The organism is Edaphobacter lichenicola (assembly GCF_014201315.1).
GTDB lineage: Bacteria > Acidobacteriota > Terriglobia > Terriglobales > Acidobacteriaceae > Edaphobacter > Edaphobacter lichenicola_B.
In genome coordinates this window covers 192,217-206,700 of record NZ_JACHDY010000005.1, presented here as the reverse complement: position 1 = coordinate 206,700, position 14,484 = coordinate 192,217, and the positions used below count along the sequence as shown (strand labels likewise).

At 60.2% G+C, this 14,484-nt stretch carries 14 protein-coding genes; 10 read left to right on the top strand and 4 right to left on the bottom strand.

Features of this window, described 5'->3' with window-relative positions; all coding sequences use genetic code 11:
- The first annotated feature begins 99 nt into the window (after positions 1–99).
- A complete protein-coding gene (locus HDF09_RS16265; protein WP_183768236.1) occupies positions 100–1,293 on the top strand; it encodes a glycoside hydrolase family 27 protein in 1,194 nt (397 codons plus the stop codon).
- A 237-nt stretch (positions 1,294–1,530) separates the two neighbouring features.
- Here HDF09_RS16265 and HDF09_RS16260 read toward each other — a convergent pair whose 3' ends face one another.
- Positions 1,531–2,283: a metallophosphoesterase family protein gene (locus tag HDF09_RS16260; protein WP_183768234.1), complete on the bottom strand. Its 753-nt coding sequence runs from the start codon at positions 2,281–2,283 to the stop codon at positions 1,531–1,533.
- Between the two features lie 101 nt (positions 2,284–2,384).
- The gene (locus tag HDF09_RS16255; RefSeq protein WP_260181387.1) at positions 2,385–3,224 is read right to left on the bottom strand and encodes an ATP-binding cassette domain-containing protein; all 840 of its coding nucleotides are present in this window, start codon (positions 3,222–3,224) and stop codon (positions 2,385–2,387) included.
- A gap of 88 nt (positions 3,225–3,312) precedes the next feature.
- On the opposite strand from HDF09_RS16255, the gene HDF09_RS16250 reads away from it, so the two are divergent.
- Together HDF09_RS16250 and HDF09_RS16245 are read left to right on the top strand one after the other, a co-directional pair.
- Positions 3,313–4,998, top strand: coding sequence for a hypothetical protein (locus tag HDF09_RS16250; RefSeq protein WP_183768232.1), 1,686 nt, complete (start codon positions 3,313–3,315; stop codon positions 4,996–4,998).
- Positions 4,999–5,091: 93 nt separating this feature from the next.
- On the top strand, positions 5,092–5,652 hold the full coding sequence (locus HDF09_RS16245; RefSeq protein WP_183768230.1) for a hypothetical protein: 561 nt from the start codon (positions 5,092–5,094) through the stop codon (positions 5,650–5,652).
- Between the two features lie 6 nt (positions 5,653–5,658).
- On the opposite strand, the gene HDF09_RS16240 is transcribed toward HDF09_RS16245, so the two are convergent.
- On the bottom strand, positions 5,659–7,320 hold the full coding sequence (locus tag HDF09_RS16240) for an acyl-CoA carboxylase subunit beta (protein WP_183768228.1): 1,662 nt from the start codon (positions 7,318–7,320) through the stop codon (positions 5,659–5,661).
- Between the two features lie 116 nt (positions 7,321–7,436).
- Between HDF09_RS16240 and HDF09_RS16235 the strand changes: the two genes are divergently transcribed.
- Both HDF09_RS16235 and HDF09_RS16230 read left to right on the top strand, forming a co-directional pair.
- On the top strand, positions 7,437–7,781 hold the full coding sequence (locus HDF09_RS16235) for a VOC family protein (RefSeq protein WP_183768226.1): 345 nt from the start codon (positions 7,437–7,439) through the stop codon (positions 7,779–7,781).
- A 15-nt stretch (positions 7,782–7,796) separates the two neighbouring features.
- Positions 7,797–9,116 (top strand): DNA polymerase Y family protein, encoded by a 1,320-nt coding sequence (locus HDF09_RS16230; RefSeq protein ID WP_183768224.1) that lies wholly within the window; start codon positions 7,797–7,799, stop codon positions 9,114–9,116.
- A gap of 100 nt (positions 9,117–9,216) precedes the next feature.
- Here HDF09_RS16230 and HDF09_RS16225 read toward each other — a convergent pair whose 3' ends face one another.
- Positions 9,217–10,155, bottom strand: coding sequence for an EamA family transporter (locus HDF09_RS16225; protein WP_183768222.1), 939 nt, complete (start codon positions 10,153–10,155; stop codon positions 9,217–9,219).
- A gap of 257 nt (positions 10,156–10,412) precedes the next feature.
- On the opposite strand from HDF09_RS16225, the gene HDF09_RS16220 reads away from it, so the two are divergent.
- The 5 genes from HDF09_RS16220 to HDF09_RS16200 all read left to right on the top strand — a co-directional run bounded on the left by HDF09_RS16220 (position 10,413) and on the right by HDF09_RS16200 (position 14,435).
- Positions 10,413–11,357, top strand: a complete 945-nt coding sequence (locus tag HDF09_RS16220; protein WP_183768220.1) for an ABC transporter ATP-binding protein — start codon at positions 10,413–10,415, stop codon at positions 11,355–11,357.
- An 86-nt stretch (positions 11,358–11,443) separates the two neighbouring features.
- On the top strand, positions 11,444–12,232 hold the full coding sequence (locus HDF09_RS16215; protein WP_183768218.1) for an ABC transporter permease: 789 nt from the start codon (positions 11,444–11,446) through the stop codon (positions 12,230–12,232).
- A 46-nt stretch (positions 12,233–12,278) separates the two neighbouring features.
- Positions 12,279–12,635 carry a VOC family protein gene (locus HDF09_RS16210; RefSeq protein WP_183768216.1) on the top strand — a complete coding sequence of 119 codons (357 nt, stop codon included), beginning with the start codon at positions 12,279–12,281 and terminating at the stop codon, positions 12,633–12,635.
- A gap of 49 nt (positions 12,636–12,684) precedes the next feature.
- Positions 12,685–13,824: a sensor histidine kinase gene (locus HDF09_RS16205; RefSeq protein WP_183768214.1), complete on the top strand. Its 1,140-nt coding sequence runs from the start codon at positions 12,685–12,687 to the stop codon at positions 13,822–13,824.
- Positions 13,821–14,435 carry a response regulator transcription factor gene (locus tag HDF09_RS16200; RefSeq protein WP_183768212.1) on the top strand — a complete coding sequence of 205 codons (615 nt, stop codon included), beginning with the start codon at positions 13,821–13,823 and terminating at the stop codon, positions 14,433–14,435. The genes HDF09_RS16205 and HDF09_RS16200 overlap by 4 nt, the downstream gene beginning before the upstream one ends.
- Positions 14,436–14,484: the final 49 nt, after the last annotated feature.

Sequence of the window (14,484 nt, the reverse complement as noted above, 5' to 3'; positions counted from 1 at the left end):
TAATGCGATCTCGGGCCTTCGCCTTATCGGGAACACCTTCCGCGGAAACCCGTAAGGAAACCATCCGGTATATGCTTCTCTAGTTCCCGGAGGCAAAGAATGGTTCTTCGCAAAGCACTTTTAATTCCATTCGTTCTTCTCTGTATCGGCGAGTCTTCAACCCTGCGCGCCCAGTCCACTCTCGCCGCAACCCCTCCCATGGGCTGGAACAGTTGGAACCACTTCGCGGAACACGTCACCGACGCCGACGTGCGCACCGCAGCCGATCTCATGGTCTCCACCGGCATGCGTGACGCCGGCTACGTCTACGTCAACGTGGACGACACCTGGCAGGGCACCCGCGACGCCAACGGCGAGCTCCATCCCAACAGTCGCTTCCCCGACATGAAGAAGCTCGGCGACTACATCCACTCCAAGGGTCTCAAGTTCGGGATCTACTCGTCGCCCGGGCCGAAGACCTGCGGAGGCTACGAAGGCAGTCTCGGACACGAGGTTCAGGACGCACAGATGTATGCTCGCTGGGGCGTCGACTTCCTCAAGTACGACCTCTGCTCCATGCAGGATCCCATGCGCGAGCTCACCGCAAAGAACAACGGCAATACCGACGCAGCCTTCAAAATGATGATCGACGCCTTTCGCAAGATGGGTGACGCCCTCAAAGCGACCAACCGGCCCATCCTGTACAGCCTCTGCCAGTACGGCATCGCTGAACCCTGGAAGTGGGGGCCTGGCGTTGGCGCACAGATGTGGCGAACCACTGACGACATCAACGACACCTGGGGCCGCATGACCATCATTGGCCTTGAACAAGCTGATCTCGCCCCGTTCGCCGGATCCGGCCACTGGAACGATCCCGACATGCTCGAGGTCGGCAACGGCCACATGACTACAGACGAGTATCGAACCCACATGAGCCTCTGGGCTCTCCTCGCCGCGCCTCTCCTAGCCGGAAACGATCTTAGCAAGATGTCACCGGACGACAAGAGCATCCTCCTCAACAAGGAGGCAATCGCCATCGATCAGGACTCCCTCGGCAAACAAGCCACTCGGCTCTACCAGCGAGGAGACTTCTCTGTCTGGACCAAACCTCTTGCCGACGGAAGAGTTGCTGTCGGCATGTTCAACACTGCTCTCGACTCCCGCGACGTAGCTCTCGATCTCAACCAGATCGGCTTCGCTCAAGGAGCGACTCTCCACGACGTCTGGGAGAACAAGGACCTCGGCAGACGAACGGGCATCTACTCTCGCAACATCTCCAAGCACGGAGTCGCGCTACTCATTCTCAGCAGATAGCATCAACCCTCTGGCGGCGGTCAGTTTTTGAGATCGCCGCACTAGACTTTCTCGTGCAATTCGTCCTCGAAAAATACATTTAGACTTTTCGAAAGAAGTTGGCGCATCTTTCGCCACCACAAAACTGCGTGCTAATTCACCACGTTTACCACGCAGTTCACCACGTTCCCACCACCCAAAAACCACGCTTTGCGCCCACTTTTTCGCAAAACCCCACCAAAAACCACGCCAAAAAAATTATCTCCCCTCGCGCAGACGAGCCGCCAGCCTCTCCGGCAACCCCGCCATCAGGATCCTCCCCTGAGCCGCCGTCAGGTCATACGGCACGCGATGATAAATAATCTCCCGCGCCTCAAGGTCATACACCACAAACGCTGCCCGCCAATCCGAATCCCGCGGCTGGCCCACCGACCCCGGATTAATCAGATGCCGCGTCCCCTCTGGAATCAACATCTTCCAGCTCTCTACCGCGTTCCTCGTGCGGAAGTGCGTCTTGACCTCGTGCCATTCATGCTCCTTCTGCGAGAACCCACCCTGCAGATGCGTATGCCCAAAGAACGTAATCGCCGTAGCCGCCTGCTGCAGCGGAGCCCACGCATCCCGCATGCTCAAGATGTACTGATCCTCATTCAGCGGCGACCCATGCACGCAAGTCACATCCGGCTGCTCAGGAACCACTGGCCCCTGCGGCATCGCCTTCAGCCACGCCAGATTTTCTCCAGTCAATTCAGCCTTAGTCCACTCCGCAGCCGCTCTAGCCACAGGATTAAACCCCACCGCCGACGTCAACCCACAGCACACCCGGTCATGGTTTCCGCGCACATTCACCTGTGCCTTCGCCCGCATCAGCGCTACAACCTCATTCGGACTTCCCCCATATCCCACCACATCGCCCAGGTTCCACAGCACGTCATACGGCTCTGCCGCGGCAAGAACTGCGTTCAATGCTTCGAGGTTCCCGTGAATATCTGACATAACCAGCGCGCGCATACGGTCAAAAGGGCCCTAAACGACATAAGGCACAATTCTCAAGTCTATAGACATTCACTCGTTCAGGGAAATCACCCGGCTCCCGCGCGACCAATCACCGCTCAAACCGAAGCCAGTGGCTGTGACCGGTCCGTCTTCATCGTCGGAGCCGAAGCCAGCAGTCTGCGCGTATAAGCATGCTGTGGCTCCAGAAAAAGCCTCCTCGCCTCCGCCTGCTCCACAATCACGCCATGCTGCATTACCGCCACACGATCGGCCACCTGCGACACCACCGCCAGATCGTGTGAGATGAACAACATCGCCAGTCGATGCTCCTGCCTCAACGCCTTCAACAGCTCCAGAATCTGCGCCTGCACCGTCACATCCAACGCCGTCGTCGGCTCATCCGCGATCAGCAACCGTGGCCGATTCACAATCGCCATCGCGATCAAAATCCTCTGCCGCTGGCCCCCGGAAAACTGGTGCGGATAGTCCTTGGCCCTCAGCTCAACCTCCAGTAGACCAACCTCGTCCATCGCTTCCAAAACCCGCGCCCTCACCGCTCTCCGCCCGATCTCCGGATGATGCGCCGCGACCGCCTCTGCAATCTGCGCCCCCACCGGCATCACCGGATTCAGCGCCGTCATCGGCTCCTGAAAGATCATCGCGATCTCGCGACCCCGCCGCCGCCGCATCGCCTCCTCAGGCAGCGCAAGCAGCTCCTCCTCATCGAACCGAATCGCCCCACTCACTCGCGCGCTCTCCGGCAACAGCCGCAGCACCGCCAGCGAAGTCGCCGACTTTCCCGACCCCGACTCCCCCACCAACCCGAGTGTTTCGCCGGCATTGATCTCGAACGAGATACCTTTTACAGCCTCATGCCGCCCAAAGCCGACCGTAAGATCCTTCACGTCAAGCAGCATCGCAGAACCCATACCCTGCATGGTATCCAACATCCTCATCAACCGTGCCTCAACCCTCAAAAAGCCAGCCGCGCAACCGGGGTAGGACTTTGAGCCACAAATAGCGTCTAATCTCGATGACAGCCCTATGAGATTCAACCCCCATCGCGTCCTCCTCTTCACCGCTTTGCTCCTTTGCGGCCCCGCTTCCTGGGCCCAGATGCACAAGGTCGCCAAGCCCGAACAGGTCGTCCGCGCGGTCGGCGTCTACGAGTGGACCGGCGACTTCGCCAAGCCAAACGCCAGCCGCCTCATCCCCGTCTCTCTCTTCATCGACGGCAAGCTTGAAGACGCCGGCATCTACGTCGCCCGCCCCGTACCCTTCGCCCTCCTCAGCGGAAACGTCTACGAACTCCAAACTGCAGGCATCGACAAGGGTTATCTCGATCTCGCCTACGCAAAGCATCTGCAGGCCGTCGAGGCCACCGGCGATCTCGCCTACGACGACGGCTGGTTCGGCTACGGCAGCGTCAAGCCGCTGGCCGCACCAAAGAAAGCCGCAGCCCTCAAGCCCTCGAAGACACTCCCCGTCCTCACCGGCTCCAAAGGCGACACCAGCCATCACACCGACGCCAAAACCAACACAGACTCAACTACAACGAGCGACGATCCGAATCGCCCAACCATGAAGCGCCGATCCGACAGCTCCACCACCGACACCTCCAGCTCAAGCACTCCCACTTCAACGACCTCTACGACTTCCACGGACGACCCCGATCGTCCCACGATGAAGCGTAGATCCGACAGTGCCGATAGCTCGACCACGGACACCTCGACCGCATCGACCGGCAGCACTCCCGCAGACGACCCGGACCGTCCCACCATGAAGCGCAGATCGGACAGCACTGACGCCTCGGCCACAACATCCACCACGTCAAACACACCTGCCGACGATCCCGACCGCCCAACCATGAGCCGTAGAACCTCTGGGACATCCGACACCACCACCGCAGACACCGGATCGACCACCGCCAGCACCTCAACTCCATCCGACGACCCCGACCGTCCGACCTTGAAGCGCCACTCCGCCGAAGACGCGAGGAGAGCGCACGACACCAACTCCGTTATCGGCACCGGCTCGCTCAACGACGACCCCAACCGTCCCAACCTCCATCGCGGTAAGCCCACCAGCGCCATGACCGAGACCGATCTTCCAAAGCTAGTCGGCATCCCCCAAAATCTGCACCAGATGGTTGCTGTCTCCGATGCAGCCACCCGAGATCCTCACGCCTTCACGCTTGAGTGGGAGGACGCCGCCCAGCATGCAGCCATTCTCTCCAAGATGCAGGCCATGGCCCAGGCCCAACTCGCCTCATACAACGCAATGGGCACCAAACCTGCCGCAACACCTCCGGCCCCAACAGTAAAGAAGACACCAACCACCACGCGGACCCGCCGAGCCACCTCCGCCGCTCCACCATCCGTCCTTCTGTCTGACGAAGAGTTGAAGGCCTACACCCTCAGCTACGGCGGTGCCGCCACCTACGTCTACTCCGCTCATACCGCGGGCACGGGAGCAGCGCTGCGCTACGTCACCATCGTCGCGCAGGACAATGGCCTCGGCGAACTCAGACCCGCCATTCAGAGCGTGACCGACGCAGCCCACCTCGACCGCACGCCGCTCATGCGCTTCGTCGACGTAGTCGATGCCGAGGCCAGCAACCGCGCCAGCCTGCTCTTCGAACTACGCAGCCAGAACGCACGCCAGTTCGGCCTCTACCGCGTCATCGCCTCACACTCCGAGCAGATCTTCCTCACCGGCACAACGCAATAACGCTCTCCCTGCGCCGGTTCGTCTGCTTTGAACTCACCGCCCCCGCGTAGTAGTGTCTTAGACAGCAGCGCCTTTGAAACGCAGGAGGTTCGTATGCACCGTCTCTCCGCCGCCCTCTTTCTTCTAGCAGCAACCGCCTCGCTCGCACAGTCTCCCACCATCTCCGGCAGCAAGCCCGACGCCTCCGCAGTCGTACTCCGAAGCATCCCCGCCGGAACGGACTGCCCCATCAGCTTCCGGGCCAACCGCCAGTCAACCGCTCAAATCCTCTCTGCAAATAACGCTGACAAGAACAGCCCAGCACTGGGCTTGCATCTCACTCTCGATCACCCCGCCGCTCCTGCCATCGAGAGCATTGAAGTCACCGTCTACGGTGTCTCTCCAAGAGGCCGCATCGTTCCCACAGACTTCCAGTCCACCGACACAAACACGCGCGACACCGTCTCAAAGTCATTCCTGCTGCAACGTTCGGCCAATGACAACACCCTAAGCAACGCCGATGTCTGGATGCATCAGGTAGGCGCGCTACGCTGGGTCGACCTCAATGAGGTCCGCTACACCAACGGCACCACCTGGCGTCCATCCGGCTCAGAAAAATGTCGAGCCGTTCCCAGCAACGTGGTCCTCGTGGCCAGCGTTAAAAAAAGTAATTAGCAGTTGTCACAACGGAATGTTGCCATGCTTCTTGGCAGGGTTCTTATCCCGCTTGGTCGCCAGCATGTCCAGAGCGGAGTTCAGCCGTCGACGCGTCTCACTAGGCCTGATCACAGCATCGATGTATCCCCGCTCTGCCGCAACATAGGGATTCGCAAACCGCTCACGAAACTCCTCCACTTTATCCTTGCGAGCCTCAGCGAGAACCGCGAGCTTCTCCTCTTCGGTAAACGCCTTTCCCTGCGGCCACATCGCCTCAGCCCGACGCACGGTCAAATCAAGTTCACGCTTGTAAACTATATTCACCGCACCCTCAGGCCCCATCACCGCGATCTCCGCCGTAGGCCACGCCAGGTTCAAGTCCGTTCGCAGATGCTTCGAGCTCATCACGCAGTACGCCCCGCCATAGGCCTTGCGCGTAATCACCGTAAGCTTCGGAACCGTAGCCTCCGCGAACGCATATAGCAACTTCGCTCCATGACGAATAATGCCGCCATGCTCCTGCTGAATCCCCGGCATAAACCCGGGCACATCTTCAAACGTGATCAGCGGAATATTGAACGCATCGCAGAACCGCACAAACCGCGCGCCCTTCACACTCGCATTGATATCCAACACCCCCGCAAGAAACGCCGGCTGATTCGCAACAATCCCCACTGGCCGCCCAGCCATGCGCGCGAAACCCACCACAAAATTTCTCGCAAAGTGCTCCTGCACCTGAAAGAAGTAGCCATCATCCACCACACGCGAGATCACATCCACCATGTCGTACGGCTGGTTGCTCTCCTCAGGAATAATCGTGTCGAGTGCAGCATCCGCACGCGCCGGATCATCCTGCGTCGGCCTTCTTGGCGCGTCGTCGAGATTGTTCGACGGCAGAAAGCTCAACAGCTCCCGCACCGTAGCCAGGCACTCCTGGTCGTCATGCGCCATAAAGTGCGCCACGCCCGAGATCTCGTTATGCGTCACCGCCCCCCCGAGCGCCTCCTTGGTCACATCCTCGTGCGTCACTGTCTTGATCACGTCCGGCCCGGTCACGAACATGTAGCTCGTCTTCTCGGTCATCACCGTAAAGTCAGTAATCGCCGGCGAGTACACCGCGCCACCCGCACAAGGCCCCAGAATAGCCGAGATCTGCGGCACAACGCCGCTCGCCAGCGTGTTCCGCAAAAAGATATCCGTATACCCGGCCAGCGAAACCACGCCCTCCTGAATGCGCGCGCCACCCGAGTCATTCAGTCCAACCACCGGCGCGCCCACGCGCATCGCCATATCCATAATCTTCACGATCTTCGCGGCATTCGCCTCCGACAGCGACCCACCAAACACCGTAAAGTCCTGCGCAAACACGAACACCACGCGCCCATGCACCCGCCCGTAGCCGGTAATGAATCCATCGCCGGGAACACGCTGCTCGGCCATGCCAAAGTCTGTAGCACGGTGCGTGACGAATTTATCCGTCTCCTCGAACGTGCCCTCATCCAGCAGAAATTCGATCCGCTCCCTCGCCGAAAGCTTGCCTGATTTACGCTCGCGCTCCCGCCGCTCCTCGCCCCCGCCCTCTTCGGCGATGGCGTGGCGAGCGGCAAGCTCTGCCAGTTTGCGTTGATGATTGAGGGACTTCGCCACAGGAACGTCTGCTTGAACGGGATGCTCGGCTGCTGCCATAGAACCGAATTCTAGCAGCGCACCACGGTAACAGTCCTGCCACTTTCATAGCATTCCATGTCTCCGCGCTCCAGCCGCGCCTACAATCAACATCAAACGCTGCAGGAGGTGCCGAAATGTTCCGATCCAACAACTGCGTCGCCATCCATCTTGAAGACATTACGGCAGCCGAAAACTTCTACACCAACGTGATGAAGTTCAAGCTGTTGACCCGGTCCGACGGCTCCCTCGAATACGACACCGGCCACTTCCTCCTGTACGTCAACCGCGACCTGAACACCCAGCCGCCCATCCCCAGCTTCACGGTCGAAGACATCAGCGCCGCAAAGCAATCCCTGCTGGAGAACGGCTGCGAGATCCTCCGCGAAGACCAGAACTCCCTCTACTTCCGCGACCCCTTCGGCATCACCTACGACATCATCCAAGGCAACGCGCGAAAAGCAAATAAAAGGCGAATATAATTTCCAGTACGAGCCGTGTCCGCCCCCCTCCAACCCGACCGCTTTCACTTCCTCCACATCGACCTCAACAGCTTCTTCGCGTCGGTTGAGCAGCAGCTGCACCCCGAATATCGCGGCCGTCCCCTGGCAGTGGTCCCCACTATGGCCGACACCACCTCCTGCATCGCTGCCAGCTACGAGGCCAAAGCCCTCGGCATCAAAACCGGCACCCAGGTAGGCGAAGCAAAAAAAATCTGTCCCGACATCATCCTCATCGCCGGCAACCACGCCGATTACGCGAAGTACTCCCACGAGATCGCCCAGGCCGTCGAACTCGCCTGCCCCGTCTCCCACACCCCCTCCATCGACGAGATGGTCTGCGAGCTCATCGGCCGCGAGCAGGAGCCGCCACGCGCCCGCAAGATCGCCCTCGAGATCAAGCAGTCCATCTACAAGAACGTAGGCGAAGCCCTCCGCTGCTCCATCGGCATGGCGCCCAACCGCTACCTCGCAAAGATCGCCAGCGACATGCAGAAGCCCGACGGGTTGATTGGACTTTTACCATCGCAACTGCCGAGAGCCATCGCGCACCTCGACCTCCGCGATCTCCCCGGCGTAGGCGCACGCACCGAAGTCCGCCTCAACGCCAAGGGCATCACCACCATGGAGCAGCTCCTCGCCCTCGACCGCAACGGCATGCACAAGCTCTGGGACTCCGTCTGGGGCGACCGCCTCTACCACTGGCTCCGTGGTGCCAACACCGGCGACGACGGCGCTCCCGTTTCCACCGGCATCCAGAAGTCTCTTGGCCACTCCCACGTCCTCGCACCCGAATTTCGCTCCCACGAAGGCTCCTGGGCCGTCGCGCACAAACTCCTGCACAAAGCCGCCATGCGCCTGCGAATGGAGAAGTTCTACACCAACTCCCTCACCGTCTCCATCCGCTTCGCCCTCACGAAAGAGCAGACGGCGCACATCAAATCGAAGCGCCACACCAGCGGCATCAAGCACTCCGGATGGGCGATGGAGGCTCGCTTCCGCGAGTGCCAGGACACCCTCACCCTCCTGGAAGCCCTACGAGGCGTCTGGGCCCAGCGCCCCCAAGGCGGGCACTTCACCAAGCCCTTCTTCGTCGGCGTCACCCTCCGCAACCTCATCCCCGAAGACGAACATCAACCCGAGCTCTTCGCCGACCCCAACAACCGCGCCGACCTCTCCGCCACCATGGACAAGCTCAACCTGAAGTACGGCCACACCACGCTCCACTTCGCCGGCATGCTTCCCGCCCGCGAATCCGCGCCCACCCGCATCGCCTTCACCCAGATCCCAGTCCAGTACGGCGTCGACTACATGTAGCCGAAACGATCACCAAAAGAAACGCGCCGAAGGCGCGTCAGCCTCGATGGCAGATCGCGCCGTGCGCGCAGCACGCCTTTGAGCACTTAACTGGTCGAAATCAACTCTCGAGTTCAACCGCACCCGCCGCCCACTCCTGCTTCTTAGCCGTAGTGATCAACACCACGCTGACCAAAACAAACGCAGTCCCCAAAACAGTCCGCAGTCCAAGCCCTTCGCCACCCAAAAAATATCCCAGTACCACCGCCACCACCGGATTCACATAAGCATAAGTCCCAACCTTCGTTGGCGACTCATGGTGAATCAGCCAGACATAAGCCGTAAACCCAACAATGGATCCCGCAACAATCAGGTACAGCAAAGCAAACCAAGCCCCACGCGAGACGCTCCCCGGATGAAACCCGCGAAACTCCCCCAACCCAGCCGCCACAACAGCGAGCAGTAATCCGCCGGTAAGCATCTGCGCACCCGAGCTCATCACCTTCAACTCCGGCAGCGGCAGCACACGCGACAGCACCGAAGCCACTGCCCAACTCAGTGATCCCACAATCAGCGCCGCCGCGCCAGTAGTCTCAATCGCAGCCCCACCAAGATTCAGCGAGTGGCTCATCAAAACCGCCACCCCACCAACGCCGATCAGCAGCGCAAACGCCAGACGAACCGTAAGCCTCTGCGTTCGCAGAAACACAATCTCCGACAGAGCCATAAATACAGGAATCGTCGCCATCATCACTGCCGCAATCCCCGAAGGCACACGCTGCTCCGCCCAAAACAAAAGTCCATAGTCGAACACGAAGATCAGCAGAGCAATCAGCGATATAGATCCCCACTGCCGTCTATCGGGCAAGCGTTCTCCCTTCGCGATCATCCACCCAAACAGCACAAGCCCCGCAACAATAAACCGCATCGCCGCAAACAGAAAAGGAGGAACCTCATGCACGCCGATGCGAATCGCAAGAAACGTCGATCCCCACACAAAATAGATAATCGCGAAAGCCAACAAGGTCTTCCACGCGGGACGGTCGGTAGCGGCTTCCATTGCCCATTTCTACCACACGCCAACGCCTAGAACTGTCAGCAGCCTTCTCTGCCACACTCCTCTCCTCCGCAGGAACACGGCGTCGCCTCGCCAAACGCCATTCGCACCCTCCACGAACAGAGCCTCAGCCCATCTCAGGTACTCTCCTCGCCACCCAGAACATGACATCTGTCACCTCCAACTCCTGACGTCCCACACTACTATCGCCGCGCAATCCATCGCATCATCGTCCTGTAATCCAACACAGGAGACCGATCATGCCGCTGACCGCCATCGCCTACGAGACCGAAGCCCGGCCCACCAACGGACCTCAAATTGCGTCGAAACAGCCCATCGCCAACCTCACCGGCGTCACCAAACGCTACGGCAACGCACTCGCGCTCGACCGTTTAAACCTCGCCCTGCATCCCGGCGAGATCGTCGCGCTCCTCGGCCCCAACGGCGCGGGCAAATCCACCGCCATCAAGCTCCTCCTCGGCCTCATCGCTCCCACCTCCGGCTCCACCCGTGTCTTCGGCAGCGATCCCCGAGAAGCCGCCACCCGCACCCGCGTCGGCGCCATGCTTCAGATCTCGCGCATCACCGAGATGCTCAAAGTCCGCGAACACCTCGACCTCTTCCGCAGCTACTACCCCAACCCTCTGCCCATGCCCGACATTCTCCGCATCGCCCAGCTCCATGGCATCGAAGACCGTCTCTTCGGCCAGCTCAGCGGCGGTCAGAAGCAGCGCGTCCTCTTCGCCCTCGCCCTCTGCGGCAACCCCTCCCTCATCTTCCTCGACGAACCCACCGTCGGCATGGACATCGAGGCCCGCCGCGGCCTCTGGGCAGAAATCCGTATCCTCTCCGCGCTCGGAAAAACTGTCCTGCTCACCACGCACTACCTCGAAGAGGCGGACGCCCTCGCTGATCGCATCATCGTCATCAACAAAGGCCGCGTCATCTGCGAAGGCACGCCCGCAGAGATCAAACGCAACAGCGGTGGTCGCAGAATCCGCTGCCGCACAAGTCTTCCCAGCGAACTACTGCAATCCCTTCCCACCGTAACCAGCGTCGAGCGCAACGGAGAAGCAACCACCGTCACCGCAGTCAACGCAGAAAACGTAGTCCGCGAGATGCTTCTGCGCGACGAATCCCTCAGCGGCCTCGAGATCGCAAGTCCAGCCCTCGAAGATGCCTTCCTCGCGCTCACAAAAAATTAAAAACCTGTCATCCTGAGCGAAGCGAAGGATCCCTGTATTTGCAGTTCGTCCTTCGCCCCGCACTACATCGAAACAAGGAGACTCCAATGTACCCCGCCGCCATCCTCCAGCCCGCCACAACCAACGTCCCCGACATCTGCCGCAAAGAATCAAAGTACGAGTTCGTAAAACTCCTCCGCACCCGTTCCTTCTCACTCGCAACCATTGGCTTTCCCGTCATGTTCTACATCATCTTCGGCCTCGCCAATCGCCACTCCTTCGACGGCAGCGTTCACATGGCCAAGTACATGCTCGCCGGCTATGCCTGCTTCGGCCTCATCGGCTCGGCGCTCTTCGGCATCGGGGTCGGCCTCTCCTCCGATCTCGCCGCCGGCTGGCTCGAGCTCAAACGCGCAAGCCCCATGCCCGTCTCCGCCTATCTCTTCGCCAAGTGCGCTGCCGCAGTCGCCTTCGGCCTCATCATCGTCACCATCCTCTCCCTTATCGGCATCGCCTTCGGAGACGTCCACCTCTCCCCGATCGAACTCGCCGAGATGCTCGGCATGACGATCTGCGGCTCCATCAGCTTCGCCAGCATGGGCCTCCTCCTCGCCCTTATCGTTCCAGCAAACGCCGCCCCCGGCATCATCAACCTCATCTATCTCCCCATGTCCTTCCTCAGCGGCCTCTGGATTCCCATCAAGTTCCTGCCCCACTGGCTGCAGGGCATCGCGCCTCTTCTACCCACCTATCACCTCTCTCAACTCATGCTCAGCATCTTCCACTACAACGACACCATGTCGCTCATCACCCACTGGAACGCCCTCATCGGCTTCACCCTCTTGATGCTCGGAATCAGCCGTCTCCTCTTCCATCGAAAAGAGCAGAACGCATAACCAGCAACGCGGTACACTTTCCGCATCAGACGAGAAGGGCACGCCGATGATCTTTGGCGCACACGTAGTCGTATACAGCACCGATGCATCCGCCGACCGCGCCTTCCTGCGCGACATCCTCGGGCTCGCCTCCGTGGACGCCGGTCATGGATGGCTGATCTTCGCGCTGCCTCCCGCTGAGATCGCCGTTCATCCAGCCGAAGCGAATGACCGGCACGAACTCTATTTCATTTGTAACGATCTCAGTGCGGAGATCTCGGCGCTCACCGAAAAAGCCGTCAAGTGTTCGCAAGTCAAGGAAGAAAGATGGGGTTCGATCGTCAGCGTTCAACTTCCTGGAGGAGGCAAGATCGGCCTCTATCAGCCCAACCATCCAACCGTTTTCAATGACCCATCCGACTGACTCATTACCGCAATCTGCAGGACGGCAAACTCATTGAACTGGACAACTAATGAAATCTCCCGACGTCATCTCGAAGAAGCATGAACGGAATATGGCCTGGCTCTGGCTCGCCTACTCCAGCTTTCTCTTTATCGATCCGATCCTTGAGCCCAGCCGTCACCTATGGGCTGGCACCCTCACCGTTTTCGCACTCTTTGTAGCCATCTTCGCCGCCTATGTCAGCCCTAAGAATGAGGGTAGACCAACTCGCTACTGGTTGATCGCCGCTACATTTCTCCTAGGCCTCGCAACCTTTCCGTGGAACGGTGGCGGATCCACCTTCTTCGTCTACACCGCAGCCTTTCTGCCATTCGTTCTCAAATCCACTCGCCGCATCCTCTCACTCTTCTTCGTCGAATCGCTCTTCATCGTTGCTGAAGGTTATCTCTTCAACACCCGTGGCCACCTCCTTTACATCGGCTGGCCCAATGTCTTTGTTGCTATCTTTCTTCTCCTCCTCATCGGGGGCGGCAACATCCTCTTCGCCGAACAGAGACGCGCCGAGTGCAAGCTCCGCAAGGCGCAGGAAGAAAATGTCGCATTGGCAGCCGTCGCCGAACGCGAACGCATTGCCCGCGACCTCCATGACGTTCTCGGCCATACCCTCTCCGTCATCGTCTTAAAATCCGAGCTCGCCGGCCGCCTCGTCGAACTCGATCCGCAACGCGCAGCCAAGGAGATGGCCGACGTCGAACGAACGGCGCGCACCGCTCTCTCCGAAGTCCGTGAAGCCATCGGCGGCTATCGCTCCCGTGGACTCACCGCCGAGATGGAGCAAGCCCGCAACACCCTGCAAGCCGCAGGCGTAGCCCTGGCCTGCGAATCCCCCGTCCCACAACTCAACGCAACCGAAGAGACCGTCCTCTGTCTCGCCGTCCGCGAAGCTGTAACTAACATCGTGCGCCACGCCCAGGCCACCCACTGCAGCATGCGCTTCACACGATCTGACGATGGCTACCACTCTCTCCTCATCGCCGATAACGGCGCTCACCCCAAGCTCTGCGAAGGCAACGGTCTCCGCGGAATGCGCGAGCGCGTCCAGTCTCTCGGAGGCCGCCTCTCCATCACAACCAACCCCGGCGTCTCCCTTCTCATCGAGCTCCCGGAGTCAACACCGGACTCTATACAAGCCCCCAGCGTGGTCGTATGAGTCCATCCATTCGCGTCATCCTCGCCGAAGATCAGGCCATGGTGTTGGGCGCTCTCTCCGCCCTTCTCGAGCTCGAAGCCGACATCTCCGTCATCGCCACCACCGCGAACGGCCGCGACGCCTTCGAAGCCGTAGGCCGCATGAAACCCGACGTCCTCGTCACCGATATCGAGATGCCCCACATGACTGGCCTCGAACTAGCCGCAAACCTGCGCACCAACCACCCCAGCGTCCGGACCATCATCCTCACCACCTTCGCCCGTCCCGGCTACCTGCGCCGGGCACTCGACGCCGGAGCCCGCGGCTACCTCCTCAAAGATCGCCCCGCCAAAGAGCTCGCCGACGCCGTTCGCCGCGTCCATCGAGGTATGCGTGTCGTCGACCCCGCACTCGCCGCCGAAGCCTGGAACGCCGAACTCGATCCCCTCACCGACCGCGAACGCCAGATCCTCCAGCGCGCTGGCGACGGCCGCAGCAGCACCGAGATAGCCACTGAACTTCACCTCTCCGAAGGTACCGTTCGCAACTACCTCTCCGAAGCCATCGCCAAGCTGGGTGCCTCCAATCGCGTCGACGCCGCTCGCATCGCCCGCACCAAAGGCTGGCTATAACTTCTCACCACACAGGCAACCAATTCCTCAGAAGACCTCAGCACCCTCT

Excerpts from the sequence above, each read along its gene's own strand:
- HDF09_RS16265 (WP_183768236.1), top strand. The coding sequence starts at position 100 with ATGGTTCTTCGCAAAGCACTTTTAATTCCATTCGTTCTTCTCTGTATC.
- HDF09_RS16260 (WP_183768234.1), bottom strand. The coding sequence starts at position 2,283 with ATGCGCGCGCTGGTTATGTCAGATATTCACGGGAACCTCGAAGCATTG.
- HDF09_RS16255 (WP_260181387.1), bottom strand. The coding sequence starts at position 3,224 with ATGAGGATGTTGGATACCATGCAGGGTATGGGTTCTGCGATGCTGCTT.
- HDF09_RS16250 (WP_183768232.1), top strand. The coding sequence starts at position 3,313 with ATGAGATTCAACCCCCATCGCGTCCTCCTCTTCACCGCTTTGCTCCTT.
- HDF09_RS16245 (WP_183768230.1), top strand. The coding sequence starts at position 5,092 with ATGCACCGTCTCTCCGCCGCCCTCTTTCTTCTAGCAGCAACCGCCTCG.
- HDF09_RS16240 (WP_183768228.1), bottom strand. The coding sequence starts at position 7,320 with ATGGCAGCAGCCGAGCATCCCGTTCAAGCAGACGTTCCTGTGGCGAAG.
- HDF09_RS16235 (WP_183768226.1), top strand. The coding sequence starts at position 7,437 with ATGTTCCGATCCAACAACTGCGTCGCCATCCATCTTGAAGACATTACG.
- HDF09_RS16225 (WP_183768222.1), bottom strand. The coding sequence starts at position 10,155 with ATGGAAGCCGCTACCGACCGTCCCGCGTGGAAGACCTTGTTGGCTTTC.
- HDF09_RS16220 (WP_183768220.1), top strand. The coding sequence starts at position 10,413 with ATGCCGCTGACCGCCATCGCCTACGAGACCGAAGCCCGGCCCACCAAC.
- HDF09_RS16215 (WP_183768218.1), top strand. The coding sequence starts at position 11,444 with ATGTACCCCGCCGCCATCCTCCAGCCCGCCACAACCAACGTCCCCGAC.
- HDF09_RS16210 (WP_183768216.1), top strand. The coding sequence starts at position 12,279 with ATGATCTTTGGCGCACACGTAGTCGTATACAGCACCGATGCATCCGCC.
- HDF09_RS16205 (WP_183768214.1), top strand. The coding sequence starts at position 12,685 with ATGAAATCTCCCGACGTCATCTCGAAGAAGCATGAACGGAATATGGCC.
- HDF09_RS16200 (WP_183768212.1), top strand. The coding sequence starts at position 13,821 with ATGAGTCCATCCATTCGCGTCATCCTCGCCGAAGATCAGGCCATGGTG.